Source organism: Pantoea sp. X-Soil-TKNS-1211 (assembly GCF_059730495.1).
This window is the reverse complement of the sequence record NZ_AP035954.1, coordinates 408165-432987: the sequence shown is the minus strand read 5'-3', so window position 1 is coordinate 432987 and position 24823 is coordinate 408165. Positions and strand designations below refer to the sequence as shown.

General features: G+C 52.6%; 20 protein-coding genes. 5 read left to right on the top strand and 15 right to left on the bottom strand.

Going from position 1 to position 24823, the window contains the following annotated elements; genetic code table 11:
• Positions 1-32: 32 nt before the first annotated feature.
• Positions 33-1391, top strand: coding sequence for an 8-oxoguanine deaminase (locus AC6I8W_RS22380; protein ID WP_497838322.1), 1359 nt, complete (start codon positions 33-35; stop codon positions 1389-1391).
• A gap of 34 nt (positions 1392-1425) precedes the next feature.
• Here AC6I8W_RS22380 and AC6I8W_RS22375 read toward each other — a convergent pair whose 3' ends face one another.
• Both AC6I8W_RS22375 and AC6I8W_RS22370 read right to left on the bottom strand, forming a co-directional pair.
• Positions 1426-2838, bottom strand: a complete 1413-nt coding sequence (locus AC6I8W_RS22375; RefSeq protein ID WP_497838321.1) for an amidohydrolase family protein — start codon at positions 2836-2838, stop codon at positions 1426-1428.
• Between the two features lie 13 nt (positions 2839-2851).
• The gene (locus AC6I8W_RS22370) at positions 2852-3814 is read right to left on the bottom strand and encodes an ABC transporter substrate-binding protein (RefSeq protein WP_497838796.1); all 963 of its coding nucleotides are present in this window, start codon (positions 3812-3814) and stop codon (positions 2852-2854) included.
• 564 nt (positions 3815-4378) lie between these two features.
• On the opposite strand from AC6I8W_RS22370, the gene AC6I8W_RS22365 reads away from it, so the two are divergent.
• From AC6I8W_RS22365 to AC6I8W_RS22355, 3 genes are all read left to right on the top strand, one after another.
• Positions 4379-5359, top strand: coding sequence for an isopenicillin N synthase family dioxygenase (locus tag AC6I8W_RS22365; protein WP_497838320.1), 981 nt, complete (start codon positions 4379-4381; stop codon positions 5357-5359).
• A gap of 239 nt (positions 5360-5598) precedes the next feature.
• Positions 5599-6126 (top strand): C40 family peptidase, encoded by a 528-nt coding sequence (locus AC6I8W_RS22360; RefSeq protein WP_497838319.1) that lies wholly within the window; start codon positions 5599-5601, stop codon positions 6124-6126.
• 126 nt (positions 6127-6252) lie between these two features.
• Positions 6253-7314: a GGDEF domain-containing protein gene (locus tag AC6I8W_RS22355; RefSeq protein ID WP_497838795.1), complete on the top strand. Its 1062-nt coding sequence runs from the start codon at positions 6253-6255 to the stop codon at positions 7312-7314.
• A 4-nt stretch (positions 7315-7318) separates the two neighbouring features.
• Here AC6I8W_RS22355 and AC6I8W_RS22350 read toward each other — a convergent pair whose 3' ends face one another.
• The 13 genes from AC6I8W_RS22350 to AC6I8W_RS22290 all read right to left on the bottom strand — a co-directional run bounded on the left by AC6I8W_RS22350 (position 7319) and on the right by AC6I8W_RS22290 (position 22769).
• Positions 7319-8323: an HAD family hydrolase gene (locus AC6I8W_RS22350; protein WP_497838318.1), complete on the bottom strand. Its 1005-nt coding sequence runs from the start codon at positions 8321-8323 to the stop codon at positions 7319-7321.
• Entirely contained in the window at positions 8323-9330 is a 1008-nt protein-coding gene (locus AC6I8W_RS22345) for an oxygen tolerance domain protein (RefSeq protein WP_497838317.1), read from the bottom strand. The genes AC6I8W_RS22350 and AC6I8W_RS22345 overlap by 1 nt, the downstream gene beginning before the upstream one ends.
• Positions 9327-10853, bottom strand: a complete 1527-nt coding sequence (locus tag AC6I8W_RS22340) for a VWA domain-containing protein (RefSeq protein WP_497838316.1) — start codon at positions 10851-10853, stop codon at positions 9327-9329. The genes AC6I8W_RS22345 and AC6I8W_RS22340 overlap by 4 nt, the downstream gene beginning before the upstream one ends.
• Entirely contained in the window at positions 10850-11827 is a 978-nt protein-coding gene (locus AC6I8W_RS22335; RefSeq protein WP_497838315.1) for a VWA domain-containing protein, read from the bottom strand. The genes AC6I8W_RS22340 and AC6I8W_RS22335 overlap by 4 nt, the downstream gene beginning before the upstream one ends.
• Complete coding sequence (locus AC6I8W_RS22330; RefSeq protein ID WP_497838314.1) at positions 11820-12260, bottom strand: DUF4381 family protein; 441 nt, start codon at positions 12258-12260, stop codon at positions 11820-11822. Before AC6I8W_RS22330 ends, AC6I8W_RS22335 begins: the two co-directional genes overlap by 8 nt.
• Positions 12241-13167 carry a DUF58 domain-containing protein gene (locus tag AC6I8W_RS22325; RefSeq protein ID WP_497838313.1) on the bottom strand — a complete coding sequence of 309 codons (927 nt, stop codon included), beginning with the start codon at positions 13165-13167 and terminating at the stop codon, positions 12241-12243. The genes AC6I8W_RS22330 and AC6I8W_RS22325 overlap by 20 nt, the downstream gene beginning before the upstream one ends.
• Positions 13167-14162 carry an AAA family ATPase gene (locus AC6I8W_RS22320; protein ID WP_497838312.1) on the bottom strand — a complete coding sequence of 332 codons (996 nt, stop codon included), beginning with the start codon at positions 14160-14162 and terminating at the stop codon, positions 13167-13169. Before AC6I8W_RS22320 ends, AC6I8W_RS22325 begins: the two co-directional genes overlap by 1 nt.
• The gene (locus AC6I8W_RS22315) at positions 14162-15451 is read right to left on the bottom strand and encodes an anaerobic sulfatase maturase (protein WP_497838794.1); all 1290 of its coding nucleotides are present in this window, start codon (positions 15449-15451) and stop codon (positions 14162-14164) included. The genes AC6I8W_RS22320 and AC6I8W_RS22315 overlap by 1 nt, the downstream gene beginning before the upstream one ends.
• 50 nt (positions 15452-15501) lie before the next feature.
• Positions 15502-17088 (bottom strand): arylsulfatase, encoded by a 1587-nt coding sequence (locus tag AC6I8W_RS22310; protein WP_497838311.1) that lies wholly within the window; start codon positions 17086-17088, stop codon positions 15502-15504.
• A 389-nt stretch (positions 17089-17477) separates the two neighbouring features.
• Complete coding sequence (locus AC6I8W_RS22305) at positions 17478-19079, bottom strand: mechanosensitive ion channel family protein (protein ID WP_497838310.1); 1602 nt, start codon at positions 19077-19079, stop codon at positions 17478-17480.
• A gap of 13 nt (positions 19080-19092) precedes the next feature.
• Positions 19093-20283 (bottom strand): OmpP1/FadL family transporter, encoded by a 1191-nt coding sequence (locus AC6I8W_RS22300; protein ID WP_497838309.1) that lies wholly within the window; start codon positions 20281-20283, stop codon positions 19093-19095.
• A gap of 16 nt (positions 20284-20299) precedes the next feature.
• On the bottom strand, positions 20300-20611 hold the full coding sequence (locus AC6I8W_RS22295) for a YicS family protein (RefSeq protein ID WP_497838308.1): 312 nt from the start codon (positions 20609-20611) through the stop codon (positions 20300-20302).
• Positions 20612-20837: 226 nt separating this feature from the next.
• Positions 20838-22769, bottom strand: a complete 1932-nt coding sequence (locus AC6I8W_RS22290) for an alkyl/aryl-sulfatase (RefSeq protein ID WP_497838793.1) — start codon at positions 22767-22769, stop codon at positions 20838-20840.
• Between the two features lie 928 nt (positions 22770-23697).
• Here AC6I8W_RS22290 and AC6I8W_RS22285 point away from each other — a divergent pair.
• Positions 23698-24807: a mechanosensitive ion channel family protein gene (locus AC6I8W_RS22285; RefSeq protein ID WP_497838792.1), complete on the top strand. Its 1110-nt coding sequence runs from the start codon at positions 23698-23700 to the stop codon at positions 24805-24807.
• Positions 24808-24823: the final 16 nt, after the last annotated feature.

Here is a 24823-nt window from a genome sequence, read left to right as displayed (position 1 = left end):
CCCTTATGTTTATTAACTGAGAGGAGCCAGCCATGTGCGCTGCCCGTATCTGGATTAAAAACCCCTTAGCCGTATTTCTCCCTGAACACCTCGATGGTCGTGGTGGCCTGGTGATTGAAGATTCGCGTATCAGCGAAATCCTTCCCCTCGGCGCGTCACCGTCGCAGCCCTGCGACAGTGTGGTTGATGCCCGTGATCATGTGGTGTTGCCCGGCCTTATCAACGCCCATCATCACTTCTATCAAACCCTGACTCGCGCATGGTTGCCGGTGGTGAATCAGCCGCTGTTTCCGTGGTTAAAAACCCTCTATCCGGTGTGGGCGCGTTTAACCCCGGAGGCGTTGCATCTGGCCAGTCAGGTGGCGATGGCGGAGTTGTTGCAGTCTGGCTGCACCACCGTCAGCGATCATCACTATCTGTTTCCACAGGGTATGGAACAATCGCTGGATGTGCAGGTCGAGGTGGTGCAACAACTGGGCATGCGTGCTTTGCTGACGCGGGGTTCGATGAATCTGGGCGAAGAACAGGGCGGTTTGCCGCCGCAGCACACCATCCAGGATGCCGATACCATTTTGCAGGATAGCCTGCGCCTGATTCAGCGTTATCATCAGCGCCATGATGGCGCGCAAATTCAGATTGGCCTCGCGCCTTGTTCACCGTTCTCCGTCACCACCGATTTGATGCGAGAAATCGCCCGTCAGGCGCAGCAACAGGATGTCCGCCTGCATACCCATCTTGGCGAAACGCTGGATGAAGAGGCGTTTTGCCAGAAAACCTTTGGCATGCGCACCGTTGATTATCTGGAGCACGTTGGCTGGTTGAGCGATCGTACCTGGCTGGCGCACGGCATTCATTTTAATGACGATGAAATCAAACGCCTCGGTGCCGCCGGGACCGGGATCTGCCATTGTCCGGTATCAAATATGCGGCTGGCGTCGGGAATTTGCCCGACGGTGGAGCTGGAAGCGGCAGGCGCGCCGGTGGGGTTGGGCGTGGATGGTTCAGCCTCGAACGATGCATCGAACCTGATGTATGAGGCCCGTCAGGCGTTATATCTGCAACGCCTGCGCTATGGCGCACAACAAATCACGCCACAGCGGGTATTGCGCTGGGCCACGGCGGGTTCAGCGCGTTTGTTAGGGCGCAGGGATATTGGTGAGCTGGCAGTGGGGAAACAGGCTGATCTGGCGTTGTTTAAGCTGGATGAGCTGCGGTTTAGCGGCAGCCACGATCCGCTTTCGGCGCTGATTCTGTGTGGTGCAGAACGGGCGGATAAGGTGATGGTCGGCGGCAGATGGCGTGTATCAGATGGAGAGATTGTCGGACTGGATAGCGAGGCGTTGATGGTGAAACATCGTGCCGCAGCCAGGGCGTTGATCGCCGGAATGTAATCCGTCCCCCCGTCGCGCCGCGACGGGGGGAGCGTTACGCTGTCACGCCCGCTCGCTGTTGCAGCGTTTTTACCGCCACGGCAGCGGCCCGTCCCAACTCGCGCAAATCCACCCCCGGAATGACATCATCCTGCATGATGATATTGCCCTGGCAGAGCAACGCCTTGATGCGCGCACGGCCACCGCAGGCAATCGGTCCGATCGCCATATCGTGCAGGCCGAAATAACGCGGATCGTCCAGCTGATAGATAGCGATATCCGCAGCCATACCCGGTGCGATTTCACCGGTGTGCAGCCCCAGCACTTGGGCACCCCCGCCTGTTCCCCAGCGCACCACATCTTCGATGCTGGCGGCATCGCCACCCCCTTCAAAACTGCCTCCGGCATAGCGTGGTTGCGCCAGCATCCCTTTGCGCGCGCGTTGCAGTTGCCAGGCCGCATGGGTTTCGCTTTGCATATCAGCGGCTTCGTTTGAGGCGGCCCCATCGACACCAATCGAGATCTGCACACCGGCCTGCTCCAGCGCCACCAGGTCGGCAATGCCGCTACCGAGGCGGGCATTGCTTTGTGGACAATGGGCGATGCCGCTGCCTGCGGCACCGAGTAGCGCGATCTCTTCCGGCAACAGCTTGACCAGATGGGCAAACCACACATCGCGGCCAATCCATTCATGTTCGGCGCAGAACTGCAAAGGCGTCATGCCAAATTTTGCTTTGGCAGCATCGAGATAATCCACAGTTTCGGACAAGTGGCTGTGCAGCCGAATGCCAAGCTGGCGCGCCAGCCGGGCACTTTCCCGCAGTTCCTGTGGCGTGGTGGAGTGCAGCGTGGTGGTGGGGGCCATCACCACCTGGCGCATGGCGAACACATCCGCCTGATGATATAGCGCCACCAGACGTTCAACATCGGCCATCATTGTGTCGAATTTTTCCGGTCGCAGCGCGGTGGGCAGGTCACTCTCCAGCCCACGAATTTGGGTCGCACCACCCCGACACAGGACAAAACGCACGCCAAGTCGCTGTGCTTCCTCAAACAGGATTTGCGCACCATCGAACGGCATATCCGGCCAGTAAAGGTAGTGGTGATCGGCAATAGTGGTGCAGCCGGATCGCACCAGCTCCACCAGGCCGATATGTGCCGCAATGCGGAAGGTCTGTTCATCAAACGCGCCGCGAAAACGGTAGGGCGTCGCCGCCAGCCAGGCACCGAGGCTGTGGTTTAACCCCTGGGGTTCGCCCTTCAGCAGCGACTGAAACAGATGATGATGAGTATTCACCCAGCCGGGATAGACCACACAGTCGCGCGCGTCGATCACCGGTTCATCGGCTTGTGGTGTCAGGTGTCCCATCTCCTGAATCAGACCCTGGTCGATACGGATATCCCGTGCGTTGCTGCGGGGTTGCTGGCGATTGCTGGTGAGAATGGCATGACAGTTCTTGATCAGCATCTTGCTACCTACCTTACATCGCTGCCTGACGATAGAACTGGGTGGTAAAGGCCTTTTGCCACGGCGTGGCGGCATCCAGTAAACCGGCCTTCACCATAAAGTCGCGCGTGGTTTGCCAGCGTTGTGGCGTCATGACCCCCAGCCCCTGTTTCGCCGCATCGCCGCCGTCGATCAGATGCAGCGTCTTCATCTGGGCAACGCCAAACGCCAGGATGGCATCGGTCATTTGTGGGTTCTCTTTTTTGATCAGCGCGTTTCCGGCAGTGGGATCGGCGAGGTAGGATTTCCAGCCCTCCATCGATGCTGCAACAAAGCGTTTCAGCATGTCAGGTTTCTGCTGCAACAGGTCGTCGCGGGTAACCAGAATGCCGCCATAGGCCGGATAACCGTAATCGGCAAACAGGTAAAACTTGCTGTCCGGCTGCGCGGCTTTGATCTGCTGCACTTCCGAGGTGGCATAGGCTTGTTGGGCGGTGTTTTTATCGGCGAGGAACGGCTGCATATTGAAGGTATAAGGGCGCACCTGACCATCGCTGAGCTTATATTTACCCTTCAGCCACGGCCACCAGCTGGCCTGGCCGCTGGCAGATACCAGCACGGTTTTACCTTGCAGCCCGGCCAGATCCTTGACATCGCCATGGGTCATGATGCCCTGTGGATCGAACTGGAACGGCGCAGCAATGGCTTTTAACGGGAAATTGCGCTGGATGCCCTGCAACACCTGAAGATCGTAGCTAACGATGACATCGGCGCGGTTAGCCAGTAGCAGCGTCATATTATTCAACTGCGGCCCGCCGGATTTTACCTCGACATCTAAGCCATATTTTTTGTAGATACCGGTCGCCACGGCCTGGTAATAACCACCTTGCTCGGCCTGCGCCACCCAGGTGGTTTGCAGGACCAGTTTATCCGCTGCATGGGCGAGGGTGGATGTGCCGATAAGTGCAGCAAACAGGGACAAACGGAAGGACGACATTGACATAACAAACCCCCAAAGCAAACGTTGTGTCTGTTATCAGGGGATGGTGCGGTATATGAACCTGCTCACGATGCGTAGCACCGTCCCCTGACGAGGTACAGCCGAAGCTGTAGAGCAATGTTCTGCATGGCACAGCCGCCACACTCACCGCTTATACTCTGTATCGGATTTAGCAAAGCCCATGCCATTATCAATGTTTCTTGCTTATCCGAATGAATTTATTGAATAAACCTCATAGCAGCGCGAGGATGTTGGCGCGACTTTGCTTTTTTGTGATGCATTGGTTGCTGATTTGCACGATTTCGGTGCGCTGATGCCCGTAGCGGCGCGATTTATCGCGCGTCTTTTACTGCGATACTGAACAACCACGCGATAAATCGCGCCGTTAAGGAGCACACAGGGTTTTGGCATAGATATTGCCTGATTTTAAATTGAGTAGAAGCTGTCAGCCGCGGTGATTACCCGGTAGGTCATTGCTCGATCGCCCGCCAGACGGGCGCGGGGATGGCCTGTCCGTTGCGGTTCAGGTCATCCGTTATCTGTTTATAACGAGGTGAACCAATGGAAAAGACCACAGCTTACGCGATGCATGAACTCACCAAAGAATCGCGCATGGGCGCACGCGGCAGTGAAGCGGCGCGCGAAGTGCGCATCATCGATCTCACCGATTTCGACCAGCGAAAACACGAAATTGCCGACCAACTGTGGCAGGCCGCCACCGATATTGGTTTCTTCCAGGTTTCGGGGCACGGTATTCCGCTCGACGATATCAACGCCGCCTTTGCCAATGCCGAACGTTTCTTCGCGCTGCCGGAAAGTGACAAGGCACGCCATCCACTCAGCCGCAATGCGGGCTGGGAGTACCGGGCGCAGATCCGTCCTTCCACTGGCAAACCCGACCATAAAGAGTCGTACCAGATCACACTGCCGCGTATGGACGGGTTGTGGCCGGATGACAGCACGTTGCCGGGCTTTCGCGCTGGAGTGATGAAATTCGAACGTCAATGCTGGACGGTGGGGATGCAGCTGCTCTCCTGCTTTGCACTAAAGCTGGGTTTCCCGGAGGACTTCTTTACCCACGCGCATGAACCTTCGCGTCAGACCTACCAAAGCACGCTGCGTATGTTGCATTACTTTGCCATCACCGGCGAGGTGGATGGTCCGTGGCGGGCCGGAGCACATACCGATTTCGATTGCCTGACCCTATTATTCCAGCGCGATGGGCAGGGCGGTTTACAGGTGTGCCCCGGTAAAGAGATGGAAGACCAGGTATGGACGCCGATCACCCCGCTGGAAGGCGTGATCACCTGCAATATTGGCGACATGCTGATGCGCTGGAGCGATGATAAATTACCGTCGAATTTCCATCGCGTGGCTAATCCGCTGCCCGGTGTTTCGGTTCCGGCACGTTATAGCCTGGCGTTTTTCTGTCAGGCGAATGAAGATGTGATAATTGAAGGTCCGGAGAAAAAATATCCAGCCATTTCGGCGCAGGATTATCTGGCACAGCGCATCAGCGCCAACTTTTCCGGTAAATATTGAGCAGTAATTTGAGCTAAGTTTTATTTCTACCCGGCAGGATGGTGATTATCATCCTGCCGCTGCTGACTATCTCGCCAAAATAAGATTTAACTATTTACCGCAGGAAATATCCTGGTATTGTGGTGTAAGCTGTAGTAAGTCAAAAGTAAGGTCGTGTAAGTCCGGTGGGTTCTGATGTTCCGGTAATCGGTCCTGCGGTATAAACCTGAATCTTTATTGAGTGAGCGACATATTCAGCCATGAACCCCTCAGCTATCACCCAAGCGCTGGCCGCTGTAATTCTTCTCTCGGTCGCGGGATGTTCATCCCATCGTGCTGAACAGGTTAATAATGATTCAACTGAGCAACAACCCGATCTTATTCCGGTGATTGCTGCGCTGCACGATCAAATGCATTCCTGGCAGGGAACCCCTTATCAGTGGGGCGGCACGCAATTGTCCGGCGTGGATTGTTCCGGCTTCGTCTGGCGGACATTAAAAGATCGTTTCAATATTCCGATGGAACGCGTCACCACCCGAGAATTAATTCAAATGGGTGAGCGGGTACAACCTGGCCATATGCAACCGGGCGATCTGGTATTTTTCCGGATAAAAAATGAGTTGCACGTGGGTTTTTACGACACCGATCAACAATTCCTCCATGCTTCTGCCAGCCAGGGTGTGATGCGTTCCTCACTCAACAATCCGTACTGGAAATCGGTATTTATTCAGGCGCGCAGATTGCATAAAGAATACAACGCTGAAATTACCCTGAATAAAACTACCTGAATCTCAGTCAGAATATACACTGTTTATCAGTTCCATCTATCTTAAGGATGCCTGGTGAACAGATCCCCAATGTCACGTCGACGACTCTCGCCTGAACCTTTCACCGCCTGGCCTGACCGTGATGCTATGGTCAGGCAGGCATTGTCATACAGCCTGCCGTGGTTTGCCTTTGTTAATATAAGTTTTGCTTTGTTGATCGCCCTGCGTGGTCTGCTGTTTGACCATTTCGATGATGCCCTGATGACACATCGGATGCTGATTCCCGTCATAGAGACGGGGTGCTATGTGGTGATCGTTGTGTCAGTGCTGCTGTCGCTGGCTGCCTGGCGCGGGCAACAACACCTGTCAGGGTTGAGCCTGGCGTTGCTTATGCTGAACGGTGTGATTTGGGCATTTAACTGCTACTGCTTTGTTGTTTACTGGCAGCTTCCCTTTGCTTATCCAATTGGGGTGATTTTGCTGCTCACAGCTATCGCCGCGTTCTATTTTTACCCTCTGGGATTGCTGTGCTTTGTATTACCGCTGTGGGTAGGTCTGCCAATCGCCAGTTTTCAACTTAATCAGGGGATTAATCATCGCTTTATCTTTATCTGGCTAATTTTTACACTCATCCTGTTTTATGGTCGTTTTATTCTGCTGCGCTGGTTCAACGAGGCGTGGCAGCGTTATGAACAAAATCAACTGCTGATTTCAAGACTGGATGCACTGGCCCATCAGGATGTGTTAACCGGCACCGCCAATCGCCGCGCCCTCGAAGACCATCTCAGCCAGGTCATCGCACAGCAGCGACTGTTTAGCGTGGTGATGCTCGATGTCGATTATTTTAAACGTTATAACGACCACTATGGTCACCAGGCCGGTGACGAATGCCTGGCCGCCGTGGCGGCGGTACTGAAGCAGGCGGTGCGTACTCCAGAAGACCTGGTGGCGCGCTATGGGGGGGAAGAATTTGTGTTGATGTTGCTGGATGCAACGGCGGCTCAGGCTGAATCGGTTGCTAAACGTATTCAGCAGTTGTTACAGCAGCGTGCGCTAAGCCATGCTGCGTCAGAGGTGGCAACGCATGTCACCGTCAGTATGGGGATTGCCAGCGCGACAAGCGGGGGATCCGCAGCCGAGCTGATTGCGCGTGCTGATGAAGCGCTGTATCGCGCTAAACAGCAGGGGCGCAATCGTTGGGTGAGTTGAAACCTTATGGTGCCTGCGGGCAAAGTTGCGGATCGAACACCTGCTTCCAGTCCCGTTTCATATCGACCACCGTCCAGCCATAATGCGCTGCCAGCGTCAGGCCGTTCACCAGCTTACCGCTGGCGCTGGGATGGGCATCATACGCGTATTCTCGCTCACCATCGGTATGGTGAATCAACAGACCAAAGGTTTTTGCGGCACGATTACCCGAGGTATATTGCAACATCGGCACATCACCATCGCTGTTACCAAAAGCGGCAACCGGTCGGTGCCCCATAAACAGGTGAATCGCGACAGGTTTCATCGCTTCATCATCATAGAATGCGCCATGCATGGTTTTACGCAGAGTGGTACCCTTTTCCGTAAGCGCAAACTCAGACAGAGAGAACGAACCGACCACCTGCTCAGGCGGGATACCGTACATCTTCTCCGCTATGTCTCGCATGAAATCAATGCCGCCGCCAGAGATGATCCAAGTCTTAAATCCGTGTGCTCGCAGGGTATCAAGCAACTGGCGCATGGGCAGATAACCCAGTTGATCGTAGCGGCAACCAAAGCGGGGATGGCGTTCTCGTGCCAACCATTGGCTCACGCGCTGGTCAAATTCCTCCGTGGTCATATTGCTGTGCGTTAACGTTAGCAGATGCATCAGTCCTGGCTTACCGGCTTTAGCCAGCGCCGCCATGTCATTTTTTAGTACCGCACTTACCACTGCGTCCTGTTGCCATTCAGGGTGCTGCGGGGCCAGTCGTTTGACTTCGTCAAGGACAAATTGCAATTGGAAAGTCAGTGGTGCTTCCGGCCACAGCGTGCCGTCATTATCGAACACCACATAACGTTGGGCTGGAGGAATATAATCCGGACTGCCGCTGGTAGTGGCGTTCGTTATCCAGTTTTCAATCGCCTGGCGTGCGGGGGTATTGTTCCACGCACTCAATGACGGGTCTGTCGCTGCCAGCAATATGGAAGAGAACATACACAGCGCTAAGAATAATAATGATTTGATCATCAATCTCTCCTGTCTGGTGCCAGATCGGGTAAGGGAATAACACGGCAAAGGTAGCGTATGCGTTGACTGAGATAACGCCCAAAGCGATGCAGTACGTGTCGGCTTAACCATAATGATAAACAGGCCATCAGAGTCACCAGCAACGATAAAAACAGATAGCCGATGGGCAAGGTGCTGCTCGCCCGCAAGCTTGTCTCACTACCCGCCGCACGGACGGGGGCGAACTGATAGTGCGCACCCGGCAGGTTCGCCTGTTGCCACTGTTGATGCCGGGTATCCCACCAGCGCAGCTGTACGGGGGGAATGATCAGGTTGCCAGCCTGTGATGGCAGATAACGCAGCCGTTCAACTCGCTGGATGCCGACCTGTTCGTCACGACCCTCGGTGAGTAAGCTGGTTTGTGGTGTCAGCCTTTGTGTCTCGCTACCGGGGAGCGCATACAGCAATTGCGGAATCTGTGACAATGTCACATCAGTGGCTTTCAGCGTCACTACACGTTCCACCACGTCACCGATATGCAACGGTTGATCGGCTACGGCGGTATAGGTTTTCCACTGCTGTTGCAGGCTCAAACTGGAAGCGGGTAAAAAGCGATCAGGTTGCTGTACGCCCGTAGGCCAGCTTACCGTCCTCTCCAGTGCAGCCAGCGAGACTGTTTTGGGAGGCTGCCCGCCGGAACGCAGCGTGATAGCCAGCGCAGGAAGGCGTAGGGTGCCCTGATCCCAGGCCATGACTTTGCGCTCCAGCCGCACGCCACTCCAACTGATGCCACGGCTTTGACGGCTTACTAACTGGTTAGGCGGTGTCGTGGTGAGTTGGGTACCATTCTCAATGGTCATCGCAGGCCAGGTCGGTGGAGGATTGAACCAACTGTCAGTCCAGAAAGTAACGGCGAGAGTGACCGGCTGACCAGGCACCAGCGTAGCGGGCGCGATCAGCTCGCGTGTGACGTCCATATCGGCGTGTGCGGCGGGCAACAGCAGCAGCAGGGCAATGGCTGTTTTCATGGCACCTCCTCTGGCGCAGCATGATAGAGATTTTCCAGCAGGCCACCTGGTGATAAGGACAAATTGTCATACCATTGCGTAAGTTGCGTCGTTGTACCTGTCAGCGGTTTGATATCCTGCTGATTTACCCCCTGATCAGCTTTTAGGTCTTGTTTGATGGCATCAGGGTCGTCGTCAGCCTGCTCGCCTTGGCTTGCTTGCCGGTCGCGTTCTTTTTTTCGCAGTTGCATGATGATAGCGGCAATTTTGCTGCGATTGTCACGTGCCATTGACCAGTCAGGGCGTAGGCTCAGTGCCTGATCGTAACTATTGAGCGCCTGCTGCCACTGTTTCATTTGGGCATAGCAGTTTCCTGCCCACAACAGATTGTCGGCATCCGGCGTTAGTTGCCGGAACGCGCTCAATGCCGCCGGATAGTCGGCGGCATAATAGAGCGCCACGGCACGTCGCTGCGTGTCTTGATAATGTTCAGCCGCAGCAGCGTAATCGCCTCTGTCAAAAGCATGCTGCCCCTGAATATCAGGGGATATCCAGGCATCAAGCCAGGCAGCATGACCATCAGATGTTGCCATGAGTAATATGGGGAGTAATGTCAGACACAGTAGTTGTCTGCGCCACACCAGCAGGAGAGCTAAAAGCGGTATGATTAGCCAGTAACCACTGTCCAGCCAGTGCAAATCCTTGCGTGCATTCTGCTGCGCACTGGCGCTTTGCTGCATATGGCTGATCAAGGCATGGATATCCTGATCGTCGCTGGTTGACAACAATGTAACGGGGATGCCACTGTCACGAACTTGTTGAAAGCGCTCCACATTCAGACGCGAATCAATACCGCGTCCTGCCAGATTCTCTGGCAGAGTGCCACCACGCGCCGTGCCAGGCACCCAAATCTGTAAAGGCAGCGATTGCTGTTGGAGCCAGGCCGCGTCAGCCGCGCTCAAATTATCGGTCACCAGCAACAATGCATGTGGCGCTTGCGTATCCTGTGGTAGATATTTGTTCGCCAGCCGCAGGGCGGCCGCTAAACCTGAACCGGTATCGTCTGGCAGTTGCTGTGGTTGTTGGGCATTGAGAAATAACGCATAGAACGCCGGGTCATCAGTCAAAGGGGTGGTCAAAAAAGCATGGGCGCGATAAACCACCAATCCAAAACGGCTGCCTGGCATATGCTCCATCAGTGACAGCAACTTTTGCTGCACGCGCTGCTGGCGATTAGGGGGCAGATCCTGAGCTAACATGCTGAGATTCTGTTGCAAAATCACCATCACATTACTTTTCGGTGTCAGGGCATCTGGCAACACTTTCTGCCAACTGGGGCCAGACAAGGCGACGATGCCTATGGCGAATAACCACGGCAAACTCTGCTGCCAACGGCGGGTCTTTTTTACCACCAGCGCATCAGCCAGAGGTTTATCCATGATGCGATACCAGGCGCTTCCCGCCCGTAGTCTTATCAGAAAGAGTAATGGGCACAACAGCAAAGCCAGCAAGCGCCAGGGATAGAGAAAATGAAAATCACTCATGAATGCCGCTCCTGTAATCCACGCAGTAGCATCATCAGTAGCAAAAGCACCAGCGCCAGGGATAATGGCCAGTGGAAAAGTGGACGATGCCATGACCAGCCCAGTGTTTTCACCTGCTGGGGTGTGACGGCATCAATTTGCTGCCATACCTGTTGCAGGGCAGCACTGCCGGTCGCCGCTTGCCACATCTGTCCACCGGTGGTCTGAGAGATTTGTCGCAGTAAATCGAGGTCGACTTTGTCTTCACCGCTGCTATTGACATCGCCGAACGCAATGGTATTAACCTGAACATGATGCGTTGCCGCCAGTTGTGCCGCCAGTGTAGGAGGGAGTTGCGAGGCGGTGTCATTGCCATCGGTAAGTAAAATCACCATCTTCCCCGCGTCGGTTGCCTGGCTGTTATCCAGTTGTTTAACGGCCACACCCAGCGCATCGCCAATGGCAGTTTGCTGGCCGATCATGCCGGGGCTGAGTTGGGCAATACGTGTCTGTAAGGCTTGCTTGTCTTCGCTTATCGGCGCAAATGGCCATGCCTGACTGGCAAAAATCACCAGACCGATACGATCGTTTTTACGTTCGTCGATAAAGGTACGCACCGTTTGTTGTACGGCCTGCAAGCGTGTCACGCCATTTCCGGCATCGTTTTTTTCCATCGAGCCGGATACATCCAGCGCTAACACCATATTGCGCATCGGTTGGGTAATTTGTTGTGGTGGCATGACATATTCTGGGCGTGCCAGTGCGCACACCAGCAACCACCAGATGGGCCAAAATTGTAAACGCGCCCGGATGTCTGGTGCGCTGCGCGGGGTGGTGGGTTTCAGGGTTGCTACCAGCTCAGGGAGGAAAGGGACTCGCACCGTATCCTGCACCGATACGTTCCCGGGATAGAGCAAGCGAACCAGCCAGGGAAGTGGCAGGATCAGCCATGCCCACGGCCAGGCAAAGTCGAGCCGCGTCATCCATTCAGACATCGGGTAATCCCTCCAGCCATTGGCTGACCTGTTCGCGTACATGCTGGTTGAGTGCCGGCTCCAGTTCAGCATTGCGCTGGCAATAACGCTGACTCAATTCAACCCGCGTCATTTCGTCCAGCGGTAATTGCTGCAAAAGCTCGTGCGATGTCTGCCACTGACTCACATCAGGCCGGGCATGGTGTACCAGCAAAATGCGTTTGATTAACTGCAGCCACTCATCCGCATTATGGACAGCGCTCAGTGCCTGCCGAGCCTCGCGCCGCCAGCGGTTACGCCGATAGCGCGCCAGCCTAAGGAAGGTACAGGTAAGCAGTAGAGCCAGCAAAATGACAGCCAGGAGTGTCCAACCTGGAGGCAACGGAAACCAGGAGGGCGGCACTGGCAACGCTGGGTGCTGTAATTCAGGAACGCTAAATCCTTTTGCCAGCATGGATGTCCTCCCGCTGAAGTTGCGGCAGCAAGGGTTGCCCAACCACAATATTACGCACCTCAATACCGAGGCGTTGCAGGCGCTGCTTTTGTGCAGCCAGCCGGGCAGACACTTTTTCCTGCACGCTGGCGCGTAAAGAGGAGGAGAGCGAAAAGGTAACCTCGTCTCCGGTATAAAACGCGGCGAGATTGCCGCTGGCGGGCAAACGTAAATGCAGGTCGTCCAGGGTGACGTAAGCGGTAATCTCGCCACGCTGGCGCAGGCCAGCCAGCAGCGCTTCACTCTGGCTATCCAGGTCATGAAAATCGCTGATTAATGCCAGCCAACTGCCGGGTGGAAACTGTGTGGGTAGACGTTGTAGCACCGATGCAAGATTGACCGGTCCGGTGCGATTCTCGCGATAACGTGCGGGCAGTTGTTGATTAAGCTGACTAAGATCGTCGAACAGGCGAGGAAGGATCACCCGGGGAGAACGGCAAGGATGAAGGATCACCTGATCATCGCTAAACAGCGCAGCGCCCAGGCGATCGCCATCATGCCAACTGCGCCAGGCCAACAATGCGGCCACGCTGGCAGCCGCAACGGATTTCGTTTGCCCACGGGTACTAAAAAACATATCCAGGCGCTGGTCAATCAGTAAAAATACCGGCCGCTCCCGCTCTTCGTTATAAAGCCGGATCCACGGCGAGCGCAAACGAGCCGTCGCCTGCCAGTCAATCAGTCGCACATCATCTCCTGGTTGATAACGGCGCAGGCTGTCAAAATTGAGACCGCGTCCCTGCTGCCGTGATGCTCGCTCACCGGCGAGCGCACCGGGCGGGATCTGTCCGGGCGGATTGCTGAGCTGAAGTGCCTCGCCAGCCATCGACATCAAGGCTGACTTATCAAGGGTCAGGCAGTCTTTCATCAGGCTACCACCGCGTCGAGCAGCATACGCACCGCGTCGTCGGCGCTACAGTTATCCGCTGCCGCCTGATAACTGAGCAGCAGACGATGGCGTAATACAGCTGGGGCGATCCGGCGAATATCCTCTGGCATGACTGCGTCGCGGCCTTCCAGCCAGGCATAGGCCCGGCCACAACGATCCAGCGCCAGTGTCCCGCGTGGGCTGATACCGAGGCTGATATAGCTGGCAAAAGTGTCGCTTACTTGTTGCGGCTGGCGGGTCATGGTCACCAGATTAACAATATAGGTTTCCACTGCTGGCGCAACATAGATGCTGGCGATAGCCTGCCAGCAGTCAGCAATATCCTGTTGGCTCAGGGTGATGTCTGCGGCATGTTGTGCGGCGGGATGAGCAGAGGTCTGGTACTGAGCCTGTTGTTCGGCGCGCACCAGTTGCATCACGCGTTGTTCGTTCTCTTTCGACGGGTAGTCAACGATGATTTTCATCAGGAAACGGTCTAACTGCGCTTCGGGCAACGGCCAGGTGCCTTCCTGATCGACCGGGTTTTGCGTTGCCAGCACCATAAATATGCCCGGCAGCGGCCAGGTCTTGCCTGCCACAGTCACGTGTCGTTCTTCCATTGCTTCCAGCAAGGCAGACTGGACGCGGGCAGAAGCACGATTGATCTCATCAGCCAGTATGATGTTGCCAAACACTGGTCCGGGGCGAAAGCGGAACTGGTCCTCTTCACGTGTCGCGTGCTGTTGATAAATTTCACTGCCGGTAATGTCGGAAGGCAACAGGTCCGGCGTGAATTGAATACGCCGATACTCCCCGGCAAGGTGGCTCGCCAGGGCGCGCACGGCGCGCGTTTTAGCCAGTCCGGGCAACCCTTCCAGCAAAACATGACCATCACATAACAAGGCAATGATAAGCATACGTACCAGCGCTTCCTGGCCAAGTACCTGTTGATTCATGCTGGCTTCCAGCGCCAGCAGTTTGTCTCGCAGCGCCATCAGGCATGCTCCTGTTGTTGCTGAATCAAGGTGGCAATCCCGACCAGAATAGGTTGAGCGTAAGCAAAAAAGGCTTTGATGCCCGGACAAAGGTAATTCAGCCCCAGCTCACCGTCCGGGCTGCGCACGATGCGATTTTTCGGGCACTCGCCCCAGCACAATTTCAGGTACGGGCAGCGTTTACACTCGCGAGGCAAAGTGTCGCGCTTGCCCAGACCAAAGGCTTTTTGCCGTTCGGAAAAAGCCAGGTTTGCCAGGGTATGGGTGTGGACATTGCCGAGTTGATATTCGGGATAGACATAGTGATCGCAGGCAAAGACGTCACCGTTTTTCTCAATCGCCAGGCCTTTGCCGCAAAACTCAGAGGTGACACAAATCTGTGCCGGTTTGCCCATGGTTTGCGCCACAGCGGTTTCAAACAAATTGACCTGCACCCGTCCAAGATCGTTATTCACCCACTCTTCAAACACAGCGATAAGAAAACGTCCCCAGTCATCAGGATCGACTGACCAGTCGGTGACGATGGAGTCGAGATCGCCAGGACGAGCGCGGCGGCTGCCGGTGATTGGAATCGTGTCGTCTTGCCAAAAATGTGGAGCGGTTTGCTTAAACTCCACCGGTTCTACACATGGATTGAACTGAATATAGGTCGCCCCCAGCTCGTGGGTGAGAAAGCGATAGACCTCAAGGGGGAAGCGGGCATTGGTGCGGTTCACCGTGACCAGCGCATTGAACGGCACCTGATGACGTTTCAGTGCGGCTACGCCTTCCATCACTTTGTCGAAGGTCGGTTTACCACTACGCGTGATGCGATAGCGATCATGCAGTTCTGCCGGACCATCGATCGAGAGACCGACCAGAAAGTGATGTTGTTTGAGAAAACGCGCCCAATGGTCATTAAGCAGGATGCCATTGGTTTGTAGATCATTTTCAATGCGCTGACCGGGCTTCTGATACTTCTTCTGCAATGCGACCACTTTTTCGAAATAGTCCAATCCCATTAGCGTGGGTTCGCCACCTTGCCATGAGAACACCACCTGTTCTCCATCCTGGCCCTCAATGTACTGGCGAACAAATGCTTCCAGTACCTCATCGCTCATGCCGGTCGAACGCTCCTGATGCAACAGATTTTCTTTGTGCAGATAAAAACAGTAGGTGCAGTCAATATTGCAGCGTGAGCCAGTGGGTTTTGCCATCACATGAAAGCGGCGCTGATAAGCTGGCCCTGTGCCATCATACTTTTTGGCCGTGGGCAGTGGGCGTAACGGGAGCGTCGTGGTGTATTTCATCATTTTCTCCTGCAGCGGGCGGCGAACCGCCCGTTTTATTGATGAAAACCTTAATTGGTCGCCGGATTACCTTGCTCGATAAGCGACTGGACATCAGACACGGTAAAGGAACCGGGTTTTTGCCGTGGTGGGAACTCTTTAAAGCTTTGCAGCATTTCACCCACATATTTTTGTGCGCCACCCAGCAGGAACAGGCGGCTGTAGAACCAATTACCGTAATCCATTCCGGTGTCACCTTTTTCCAGCGGATCAACTTCCAGGTCAAAGATTAAGGGTACGCGGAGTTTGGTGAAGGGATAACGCCAGACATCCAGTCCGCTATGTTCCTGAATCATGAAATGCGCTTTCCAGCGACCATAGCGGATCGCCAGCAGATCACCGTCATCACTCCAGTAGAAAAATTCTTTGCGTTGATCCGGGCCTTTCCCCTGAAGGAAGTCCAGCTGGTTGTACCCATCCAGGTGCACTTTGTAGGTCATGGAACTGGTTTTGTAGCCTTTCAGCAACTGGGCACCGATATTCGGATCGCCTGCGGCGGCGACGAGTGTTGGGAACCAGTCATAGCTGGCGAAAATATCGTTGATCACTGTTCCGGGTTTGATATGTCCGGGCCATTTGATCATCGCCGGAACGCGTAAGCCACCTTCCCAACCAGTATTTTTCTCGCCGCGGAAAGGGGTCATCCCGGAATCAGGCCAGGTCGCCAGCATCGGGCCGTTATCGGTGGTATAGATAACGATAGTGTTATCCTCGATACCGAGATCTTTAATTTTCTTCAACACTTCGCCGATGATTTTATCATGCTCCACCATGCCGTCGGCGTAAGTGCCCAGCCCTGTCACACCAATACTGTCAGGTTTAAGGTGGGTCTTGTTATGCATACGCGTGGTGTTGTACCAGGTGAAAAAGGGTTTACCGGCTTTAACCTGGCGCTCCATAAAATCATTATTGGCAGCCAGCGTCTCCTCATCCACCGTTTCCATACGTTTAATGGTTAACGGGCCGGTATCTTCCACTTTGCCGTCAGCAGTACTTTTGATGACGCCGCGTGGACCAAACTGCTTACGGTAAGCCGGATCTTTTGGATAATCAGGATTTTCCGGTTCTTCTTCGGCGTTAAGGTGGTAAAGGTTGCCCATAAACTCGTCAAAACCATGGGCGGTAGGGAGAAACTCGTCACGATCACCAAGATGGTTTTTACCAAACTGTCCGGTTGCATAACCTAGCTGCTTGAGAACATTGGCGATGGTGGGGTCTTCTTTCTGTAAACCCTGAGGTGCACCGGGCATACCGACTTTGCTCAGACCGGTGCGAAAGGGCATCTGGCCAGTGATAAAGGCAGAACGACCTGCTGTGGAACTCTGCTCAGCGTAGTAAGAGGTAAATTTAGCACCTTCGGCAGCAATGCTGTCTATATTCGGGGTTTTATATCCCATCATTCCCTGGTTATAGGTGCTGAGATTCCAGTAACCGATATCATCACCAAAAATCACGACAATGTTGGGTTTACCTTTATTCTGTTCAGGGGCAGTGGGCGGCGAACTGTTATCGGGAGCAGCATAAACGCTCCACGAACAGCACGCTGCCGCCAACATAGAAGAAGCAAGCAACGATTTGCAAAAAGGGATTTTTGACATTTCTGTGCTCCATGAAAAGTGGGTTCAGTTTCACGTTTATAAATCGATGTCAGTAAGAGTTATTGATAGCTCCTTGCTGAATAACATGATGAATTGGCTGGCGACACCAGAATGGTGTCGCATAAATATTGGCACTAAAGAAAAAAAACAAACAACACCGCCAGTAATCTACGACGAAAACTGGCCCCCTGGTGGGGTCTGTCATTATTTTTAAATAAATCTGAAGGCGGCTTACCAGTAAATAACTCACTCATCCGGTCTCGCTTGGTAAAGTAACGATAGTTGCTTTATCAGAAAATTCAAACAGCCGAGGATAAATAATGAATTTAATCAACTAAATTAACGCTTCGCTTAAAGCAGAAATTTCCTTAAGACTTTTTCAGCGTGATTCATCCTGGTTTATTCGCCGGGGGACTAAACCACTCCTCGGGCTTCACCGTAACTATCCCCTCCGGTTGAGCAACAAAGTTTGGCGACATAATCTGTACACCAAATTCGTTGAACACGTCCTGAATATTACTGTGTAGCTCAGATCTGGCGGCGGCGAGCGATGCTCCCACAGGCAGCCGCACCTGAAGTTCATAGGCGATGTACCAATCCATCAGTGCCAGTTGGCGTACCAGCGGGGGTTCTGTATGGTCAATGATTTGCGTTCTGCTGGCTGCCAGTTCCAGCATACTGTGTACCTGACGCCACGGGGTGTCATAGCCGATGGTGACGCTGGTGGTCAGGTTGAGTCCTGCACCTTTTAACGCGGTGCTGAGGTTGGTGATTTTTCCGCTCACTACCACCGCATTCGGTACGGTGACTTCGTAATTCTCCCGGGTCATCAGTTTGGTCGCCAGCATACCCACTGCGGTGACAACACCCTCATTGTCATTGATACGGATGACATCCCCTTTACGTAACGCGCGGGAATAGGTCAGTACCAAACCGCTCATGGCATGGTTCATTACCCCTGCCGATCCCAGCGTTAGCATCAGGCCAAAGAACACGCTTATGCCTTTAAAGGCCAGGGAGTTTGCTCCTGGCAAAAAGGGGTAAGCCGCCGACAGGGCAAACAACCAGATGGCCACGCTGATTAAACGCCGTGTCACGCCAACCGTTTCCGGATGCAAGCCGGGAATATGCAGATTACCGTGTTCCACACGTCGCAGCACCAGCCGAATGACGCGGGTGATAAACGCGGTAATCAGGAAAATTACCGCGACAATAAACAGTCCCGGCAAAGCCGAAAGTATGGCGATGCCGATCCCCTGCAACAGGCCCAGCGCGTAATTGCCGAGATCCATCCCCCAGACACGTGTGTAGGGAAACATCCGAAGTACCCAACTCAGCCACACATAACCTGCACTGAGGCAGACGATAACCAACAAAGTTTGATATATGCGGATACGCACTGGCCCGAGAAAACTGCGAATCGGGGCGGGCAGGCGAAGCTTGTGGTTGGTTGGGAGGTGAGTAGCACTGCGGGTTAACCGTTGTGCTATTCGCCAGCACAGCACCAGCAGCAACACAAAAGCCGCGGCACCCACCAGACTTTTTGCCAGCGAGGTCAGGATATAGCGTGGGGAATATTGTTCCTTTAATGACAGACGCAAGGTCTCCAAACGTTGGCGGACCCGCTCCGCTGCCTGAGTCAGCGTCAGGTCATCCCCCTCATCGAGGTCAGCCTGGACCAGTACCATAAATGGCTTCTGGTTGACCGAAAATACCATCGCCTGTTGGTGATAACGCGTCAGGAGTTGTGTTTCGACAGGCTGTTGCAGATCGGTGGTATCGAGGGTACGTAACTGTTTAACGATGCGTTGTACCCGTTCTTCCGGTGTAGTCAGACCAAAGCCCGCCTGTAACATCACCACGGGTTGGTTCAGTAAGGTCAAGGTACGCGCCTGTTCCTTGGGAGTGGGTGACTGGCGCGGTTCCGCACTGAATAACCTGAAAGGAATAAGTAAAAGCAGCCAGCAAAGAAGATAAACGCCGCTTTTCATCGTCGGTTCTCCATCAGAACTGATAGCTGTAATTCATGCTGAAAAAATAAATATTGGGATCGTGATAATCGCCTTTTAGCAGAGACGATGAAACTGATGACGATGCCATATTGAGATACTCAAAGGCCGCGCCGATATTGCTGGAGGCGGTGAGTTGATACTGCGCACCAATCCCATAGCGCCAGGCAGCACCGGAAGGCATGGTCATTGAGGTGTCATCCTGGTTTTTGTAAAAGCTGCTGTCATAAGCAATACCGGTATTGAAACGCCATTGCTCATTCGGGCGAAACTGCACGCCCAGGGCAGTATGCCAGGTATCTCGCAACTTATTTTCCCGTGGCAGTTGTTGGCCGGTGACATAAATCTGATTCGCGCCATAAGCACTCCAGTCCTGCCAGCCAAGATCGGCCAACAGCGACCATTGTCTATTCAGGTCATGTACGGCACTCAGCATCAACTGTGCAGGTGTATTAACTTGTGCGGCAATCGGCAAGGTATAGGAAACATTACCCGATTGCGGAAACCGGGCTTCACCGTTGATATTGAAGTGATATTCAGTTTTGCTGCTATAGGTCAGGCCAACACGCGTGGCGTCTGTCACCTGCATCAACAGTCCGGTGCGAAAGTTCAACGCCCAGTCATGATCGGTGGCTTTCTCATCTTGCCCATCGACATTGCGCGTTAACGAAAGAAAGCCGTAGTTAATGCCAAGACCTAATCCCCATGACAGTCGATCATTGATTTTCCAGGCAATGGCTGGGCTTAGCGTCATACCCACCAGGGTGCTTTTCTTGATCAACTGATCCCCAGCCCAATTACCAAAATCCAGCCCGAGTCCGTAGTTGCCATATAACCCGATACCTGCCGACCAGCGGTCATTCAGCCGCTGGTGGTAAAACAGGCTGGCACCGGGAAACCAGCCGATGGTGTTGCCAGGACTGTTACCACGCAGGGCAGCATCATTGTCGAGGGTGTAGGGCGTGTCGCCATATAATGCCTGTAGCCCCCCGGTAATCATGTGATCGGGTAAGCGCGTCATTCCTGCCGGGTTGGTCATCAGAGTAGAGGCGTCCTGCGCTCGCGCCGCTTGTCCAGCCCCAGCCAGACCGATATCTTCGGTAGCGATTTCGTAAAGATAGAGACCACTGGCATGGCTGGTACCGGTTATCAGCAGACAGCACAGGGTTAAATTAACGCGCCGCATGTTGGTCTCCACTCAGTCAATGGTTCATGAACGCGGAACTATCGGGGCAGCTCACCTGGGCTATCTGTTGCTGGTAAGTCACTTTATGCTGTGCTTTCAATGCCTGGGCAGCCTCAATGACCGCGTCATGGTTATCCTTACTGTTCAGAAAGACCTGGCGGATATGTTCATCGGTGACCCCGGCAGGAATATGACAATGCTGTTTCAGGTCGCCGATAATTTGCTGTTCCCTTAAGGCATAAGCGAGATCTTCATAAGCTGATTTCGCCATGCTCGCCACGGGAAAAAGATTGATCACTAAAACCAACAAGGGTAAGTAACGCATCATGCCTCCTCAATTACGCTTCAATTGGCTGCAACGGCGATAGTGAAATAGCTTCCACCCATCTGGATTGCAGAAAAAAGGTTGTTCCAGTCTGTTTTCATACTGATTATTGACCATCCCTGGTGCTTTGCTTTATCGAGGCATTGATTCAGCCGACCGAAAGAGGATCACTGAAGACGTTTCTTCATTTTCGATGCCTTAAAGGATTGGGGCCTTACATGGCAAAAGGCTATGGCGTTACAATATTGAACCAGAACTCGAACTTATCCATGTAACCCAGCAGTTCATCGATTTTGGCACCATCACCGCTGAGTTTGACTTCGCCCTTGTCCTCCGCCTGTTTCAGGGTTTCTTCCTTCAGGATGATCTTGTTCAGCGTGTCACGATTGAGGGTGAGAGTGGCATCCGGGTTCTGTCCCTGGGCATTAGCGGTATGGTTTAACACGCCGTTTTCCAGTTCCAGCTTGTATTTGCCACCATCTTTCCCGAGATCAATGTTGATCAGGGCTTTGGCGTTAGCGGCTTTCTCACCGTTGATATGTACCGCCAGATAGTCGAAGAACATCTCTGGCGTCATGGCTTTCACCGTATCCGGGCTGGCGGTATTGGGGGTCGGACCTTTTACCACACCGTTGCGCAGTTCCTGTGCACCAGTGAGGTAGAAGTTACGCCATGGGCCGGATTCAGCCTGGTAACCCAGTTGCTCCAGTGCATCTGCTTCGAGGTCACGCGCCGCTTTATTTTCTGGATCGGCAAACACCACTTTGCTCACTACCTGGGCCACCCAGCGATAGTTACCCTGGTCGAAGTCAGTTTTGGCCTTTTGCAGGATGTTGTCTGCGCCGCCCATGTATTCGACGAATTTCTTCGCGGCTTCTTCCGGCGGCAGCTCATCCAGCGTCGCCGGATTGCCGTCAAACCAACCCAGATACAGCACATAGGTGGCTTTGACATCGTGGCTCACTGAACCGTAATAACCCCGGTTAGCCCAGGTTTTTGCCAAACCATCAGGTAGTTTGAAGTTAGCGGCGATTTCATCGCGCGTCAGACCTTCGTTCGCCATGCGTAACGTCTGGTCGTTGATGTAGCGATAGAGATCACGCTGAGTTTTAAGCAGGTTGTTGACGTTGTCATTGCCCCAGGTCGGCCAATGGTGTTGAGCAATGATGATTTCGGCCTTATCGCCCCAACGGGTGATGGCATCGTTAATATATTTCGACCAGGGCAGCGGTTCACGAATTTTCGCGCCGCGCAGCGAGTAGGTGTTGTGCAGGGTATGGGTAACATCCTCTGCGGTCTCGATCATTTTTTTCTCTTCGACGTACCACAACATTTCCGACGGTGCTTCTGAACCCGGCGCCATCATAAATTCATAGGTCAGGCCGTCGATATTGTGCTTTTCCCCGGTTTTGCTGATGGTGACGGTGGGAGCAATCAGAGTGACGGTGCCTGCGGAGGTGGTGGTGCCCAATCCTGCTCCCACCTGGCCTTTCGGATCGGCTTTCAACAGATTGCCGTACATATAACTGGCGCGGCGGCTCATCACGTTACCTGCCATGATATTTTCTGCGACTGCTGCTTCCATAAATCCTGCTGGCGCGTAGATTTTCACTTTGCCGGATTTCACATCGGCCTCATCTACTACGCCACGGACGCCACCATAATGATCCACATGGCTATGGGTATAGATCACCGCCACTACGGGTTTTTTTCCCCGATTTTTGAAGTACAAATCCATGCCCACTTTCGCCGTTTCGGCGGAGACCAACGGGTCAATCACGGTGATGCCTTTTTTTCCTTCAATGATAGTCATATTGGACAGATCCAGATTGCGAATCTGGTAAACACCGTCGGTGACTTTAAATAATCCACTGATATTTATCAGTTGTGATTGACGCCACAGGCTGGGATTAACGCTATCCGGCGATTTTTCACCCTCTTTGATAAACGCGTATTGACCGGGATTCCAGATAACATTTCCCGCTTCGCCTTTAATGACAGCTTCTGGTAATGCAGCAACAAAGCCTTTGTGGGCATCGCTAAAATCGGTCTTGTCAGAAAAAGGGAGTTGGTTATAAAGCGCGTCATTGGTTTGTTTTGTACTCGCGGTCGCATCTTTCCTTACATCATCGACAGCCAATGAACTAAACGAGCTGCACATTAAAGCGGCCAGGACCAGGTAGTGAATTTTCTTAACTTTCATTAAATACCTCGTTTTTCAGGGATTTGTATTTCCATTAATCTCTTGCTGGTGCTTATTTGATGCCAATGAGAAGTAGAGGGAAAAACCAGATGTCAATCCAGGTTAACGTGAGTTTTTTAACATTTTGTAATAAACGTAGTTAAAACTATGACTTATACAAGCGAAACGGTTATTTTTTTTTAAAAAAATCGAGAATGTTAAGTTGAGCGAAGTCTCGTCCTGTGAGGTATGCTCTTTGTGTTAGCTAATTAAATGATTTTGTTGTTTTTCCTGTGGTGTGTGTCTATATTTTTTGCGGTTTCGCTAATGGTTTTATGTTGATTTAAAGCGCAGCGGGGTAATGTGTTATGGCTGACTATGTTTAATCTGGCATGTCCACCTTTTGTCTTATTTATACTGGCACTCATTACTGTACGTGCTGAGACAGATTTTGAATCAGGAACCGGTGAACACTTTGCAGGAAGGCAAAAAAGAACAAGGGCGTTTGAACTGGGGGGCGGTCTGACGTTGATCACGTCTTAGGCGTTGTTGACCATCCGAGTCGTCTCTGATGTCATGGGACATAGTGATGGTCAGGAAATACAGTGTGCTCGGATTTTCGCATCATCCTTGGAAAGCAGTTGGTGATACCTGGATTATTCATCTATGGCTGCAATTATCACGAATCATCGAATCTCTTCTTATTGGATTGGTCGCGAAGAATTATGAGTTTTATGGCGAGGATATTGCTGATAGTCCTGGCGTTCAGCATCGTGGTGAGTGGTGTTTTTTTCTGAAATAGGTTATATCTGATAAGGTGAGTTACCTTATTAATTATATACCCCATATAAATTCATTTTTAAACCAAACTATTAGAGAGGCGTGGGATACGTGGGAGGGAGCTATGATTGAAAAAAGTACGTCCTATCAACATTTGAAAGAATCGGTTCTGGATCCGGATGTTTGGCTAATGATCATCAGCGTTGTATTTGGTACGGTACTCATCTATGTGATTCTTAGAGCGATCATCCGTTTTTTGTCGCATCGGATTACCCGTTATTCTGAAGGGAGAAATAATCGGGTGGCGGGCATATTGGTTGAGCTGTTAAACCATACCAGTAAAATATTACTTCTGGTGTTCTCATTCTTGATTTCACTCAGGTTTATTGACTTGCCTGATTACTGGGCATCTGTAGTCGCTCACGGGTGGTTTCTGGCTTTGATTTTTCAGCTATCACTTTGGATTGATAGCGGGATACGATTGTGGCTGCAAAGTTTATTAAAAGACCCATTGCATGTTCGTAATCCTGTCACAACGGTGATACTTGGTATTTTGCTCAGAGTCATGCTGTGGGTTGTCACCTTTCTCGCTATCCTTTCTAATATGGGTATTAATATCACTGCACTGGTTGCCAGCCTCGGTGTGGGTGGTATCGCTATTGCGCTTGCAATACAAACCGTATTGAGTGATGTCTTTGCTTCCCTGGCAATTGGTTTCGATAAACCTTTTGAACACGGCGATTTTATTATTTTTGGTAATATAGCAGGAACAATAGAACACATCGGATTAAAAACCACCCGACTTAGAAGTCTTAGTGGTGAGCAGATTATCTGTTCCAATACCATACTTCTTCAACAAATGATTCATAATTATAAGCGGATGCAGCAAAGGCGTATTGTGTTCAAGTTTGGCATCAGTCATGAAACACCAGCAGAAAAAGTACGTCAGGTTGGAGAGATATTGAAGGATATTATTTTATCTATTGAATTGACCCGATTTGATCGTGCGCACTTTCTTTCTATCGATGACTCAAAATTAACATTTGAAGTTGTATATTTTGTTTTGAGTTCAGATTACAACAAGTATATGAATATTCAGCAGGAAATAAATCTGCGACTGATGTCTGCACTGGCAGAGCGAGACATCCGCTTCGCATTCCCCATCCGCCACATTGAGTTTCGAGGCGGTGATATGCCTGTCATTTCAGTGGATAACATCACATCAATGAAAGAATAAATTATTGTCAGTGGCG

Coding starts and splice junctions, on each gene's coding strand:
- AC6I8W_RS22380 (WP_497838322.1), top strand. CDS start 33: ATGTGCGCTGCCCGTATCTGGATTAAAAACCCCTTAGCCGTATTTCTC.
- AC6I8W_RS22375 (WP_497838321.1), bottom strand. CDS start 2,838: ATGCTGATCAAGAACTGTCATGCCATTCTCACCAGCAATCGCCAGCAA.
- AC6I8W_RS22370 (WP_497838796.1), bottom strand. CDS start 3,814: ATGTCGTCCTTCCGTTTGTCCCTGTTTGCTGCACTTATCGGCACATCC.
- AC6I8W_RS22365 (WP_497838320.1), top strand. CDS start 4,379: ATGGAAAAGACCACAGCTTACGCGATGCATGAACTCACCAAAGAATCG.
- AC6I8W_RS22360 (WP_497838319.1), top strand. CDS start 5,599: ATGAACCCCTCAGCTATCACCCAAGCGCTGGCCGCTGTAATTCTTCTC.
- AC6I8W_RS22355 (WP_497838795.1), top strand. CDS start 6,253: ATGGTCAGGCAGGCATTGTCATACAGCCTGCCGTGGTTTGCCTTTGTT.
- AC6I8W_RS22350 (WP_497838318.1), bottom strand. CDS start 8,323: ATGATCAAATCATTATTATTCTTAGCGCTGTGTATGTTCTCTTCCATA.
- AC6I8W_RS22345 (WP_497838317.1), bottom strand. CDS start 9,330: ATGAAAACAGCCATTGCCCTGCTGCTGCTGTTGCCCGCCGCACACGCC.
- AC6I8W_RS22340 (WP_497838316.1), bottom strand. CDS start 10,853: ATGAGTGATTTTCATTTTCTCTATCCCTGGCGCTTGCTGGCTTTGCTG.
- AC6I8W_RS22335 (WP_497838315.1), bottom strand. CDS start 11,827: ATGTCTGAATGGATGACGCGGCTCGACTTTGCCTGGCCGTGGGCATGG.
- AC6I8W_RS22330 (WP_497838314.1), bottom strand. CDS start 12,260: ATGCTGGCAAAAGGATTTAGCGTTCCTGAATTACAGCACCCAGCGTTG.
- AC6I8W_RS22325 (WP_497838313.1), bottom strand. CDS start 13,167: ATGAAAGACTGCCTGACCCTTGATAAGTCAGCCTTGATGTCGATGGCT.
- AC6I8W_RS22320 (WP_497838312.1), bottom strand. CDS start 14,162: ATGGCGCTGCGAGACAAACTGCTGGCGCTGGAAGCCAGCATGAATCAA.
- AC6I8W_RS22315 (WP_497838794.1), bottom strand. CDS start 15,451: ATGAAATACACCACGACGCTCCCGTTACGCCCACTGCCCACGGCCAAA.
- AC6I8W_RS22310 (WP_497838311.1), bottom strand. CDS start 17,088: ATGTCAAAAATCCCTTTTTGCAAATCGTTGCTTGCTTCTTCTATGTTG.
- AC6I8W_RS22305 (WP_497838310.1), bottom strand. CDS start 19,079: ATGAAAAGCGGCGTTTATCTTCTTTGCTGGCTGCTTTTACTTATTCCT.
- AC6I8W_RS22300 (WP_497838309.1), bottom strand. CDS start 20,283: ATGCGGCGCGTTAATTTAACCCTGTGCTGTCTGCTGATAACCGGTACC.
- AC6I8W_RS22295 (WP_497838308.1), bottom strand. CDS start 20,611: ATGATGCGTTACTTACCCTTGTTGGTTTTAGTGATCAATCTTTTTCCC.
- AC6I8W_RS22290 (WP_497838793.1), bottom strand. CDS start 22,769: ATGTGCAGCTCGTTTAGTTCATTGGCTGTCGATGATGTAAGGAAAGAT.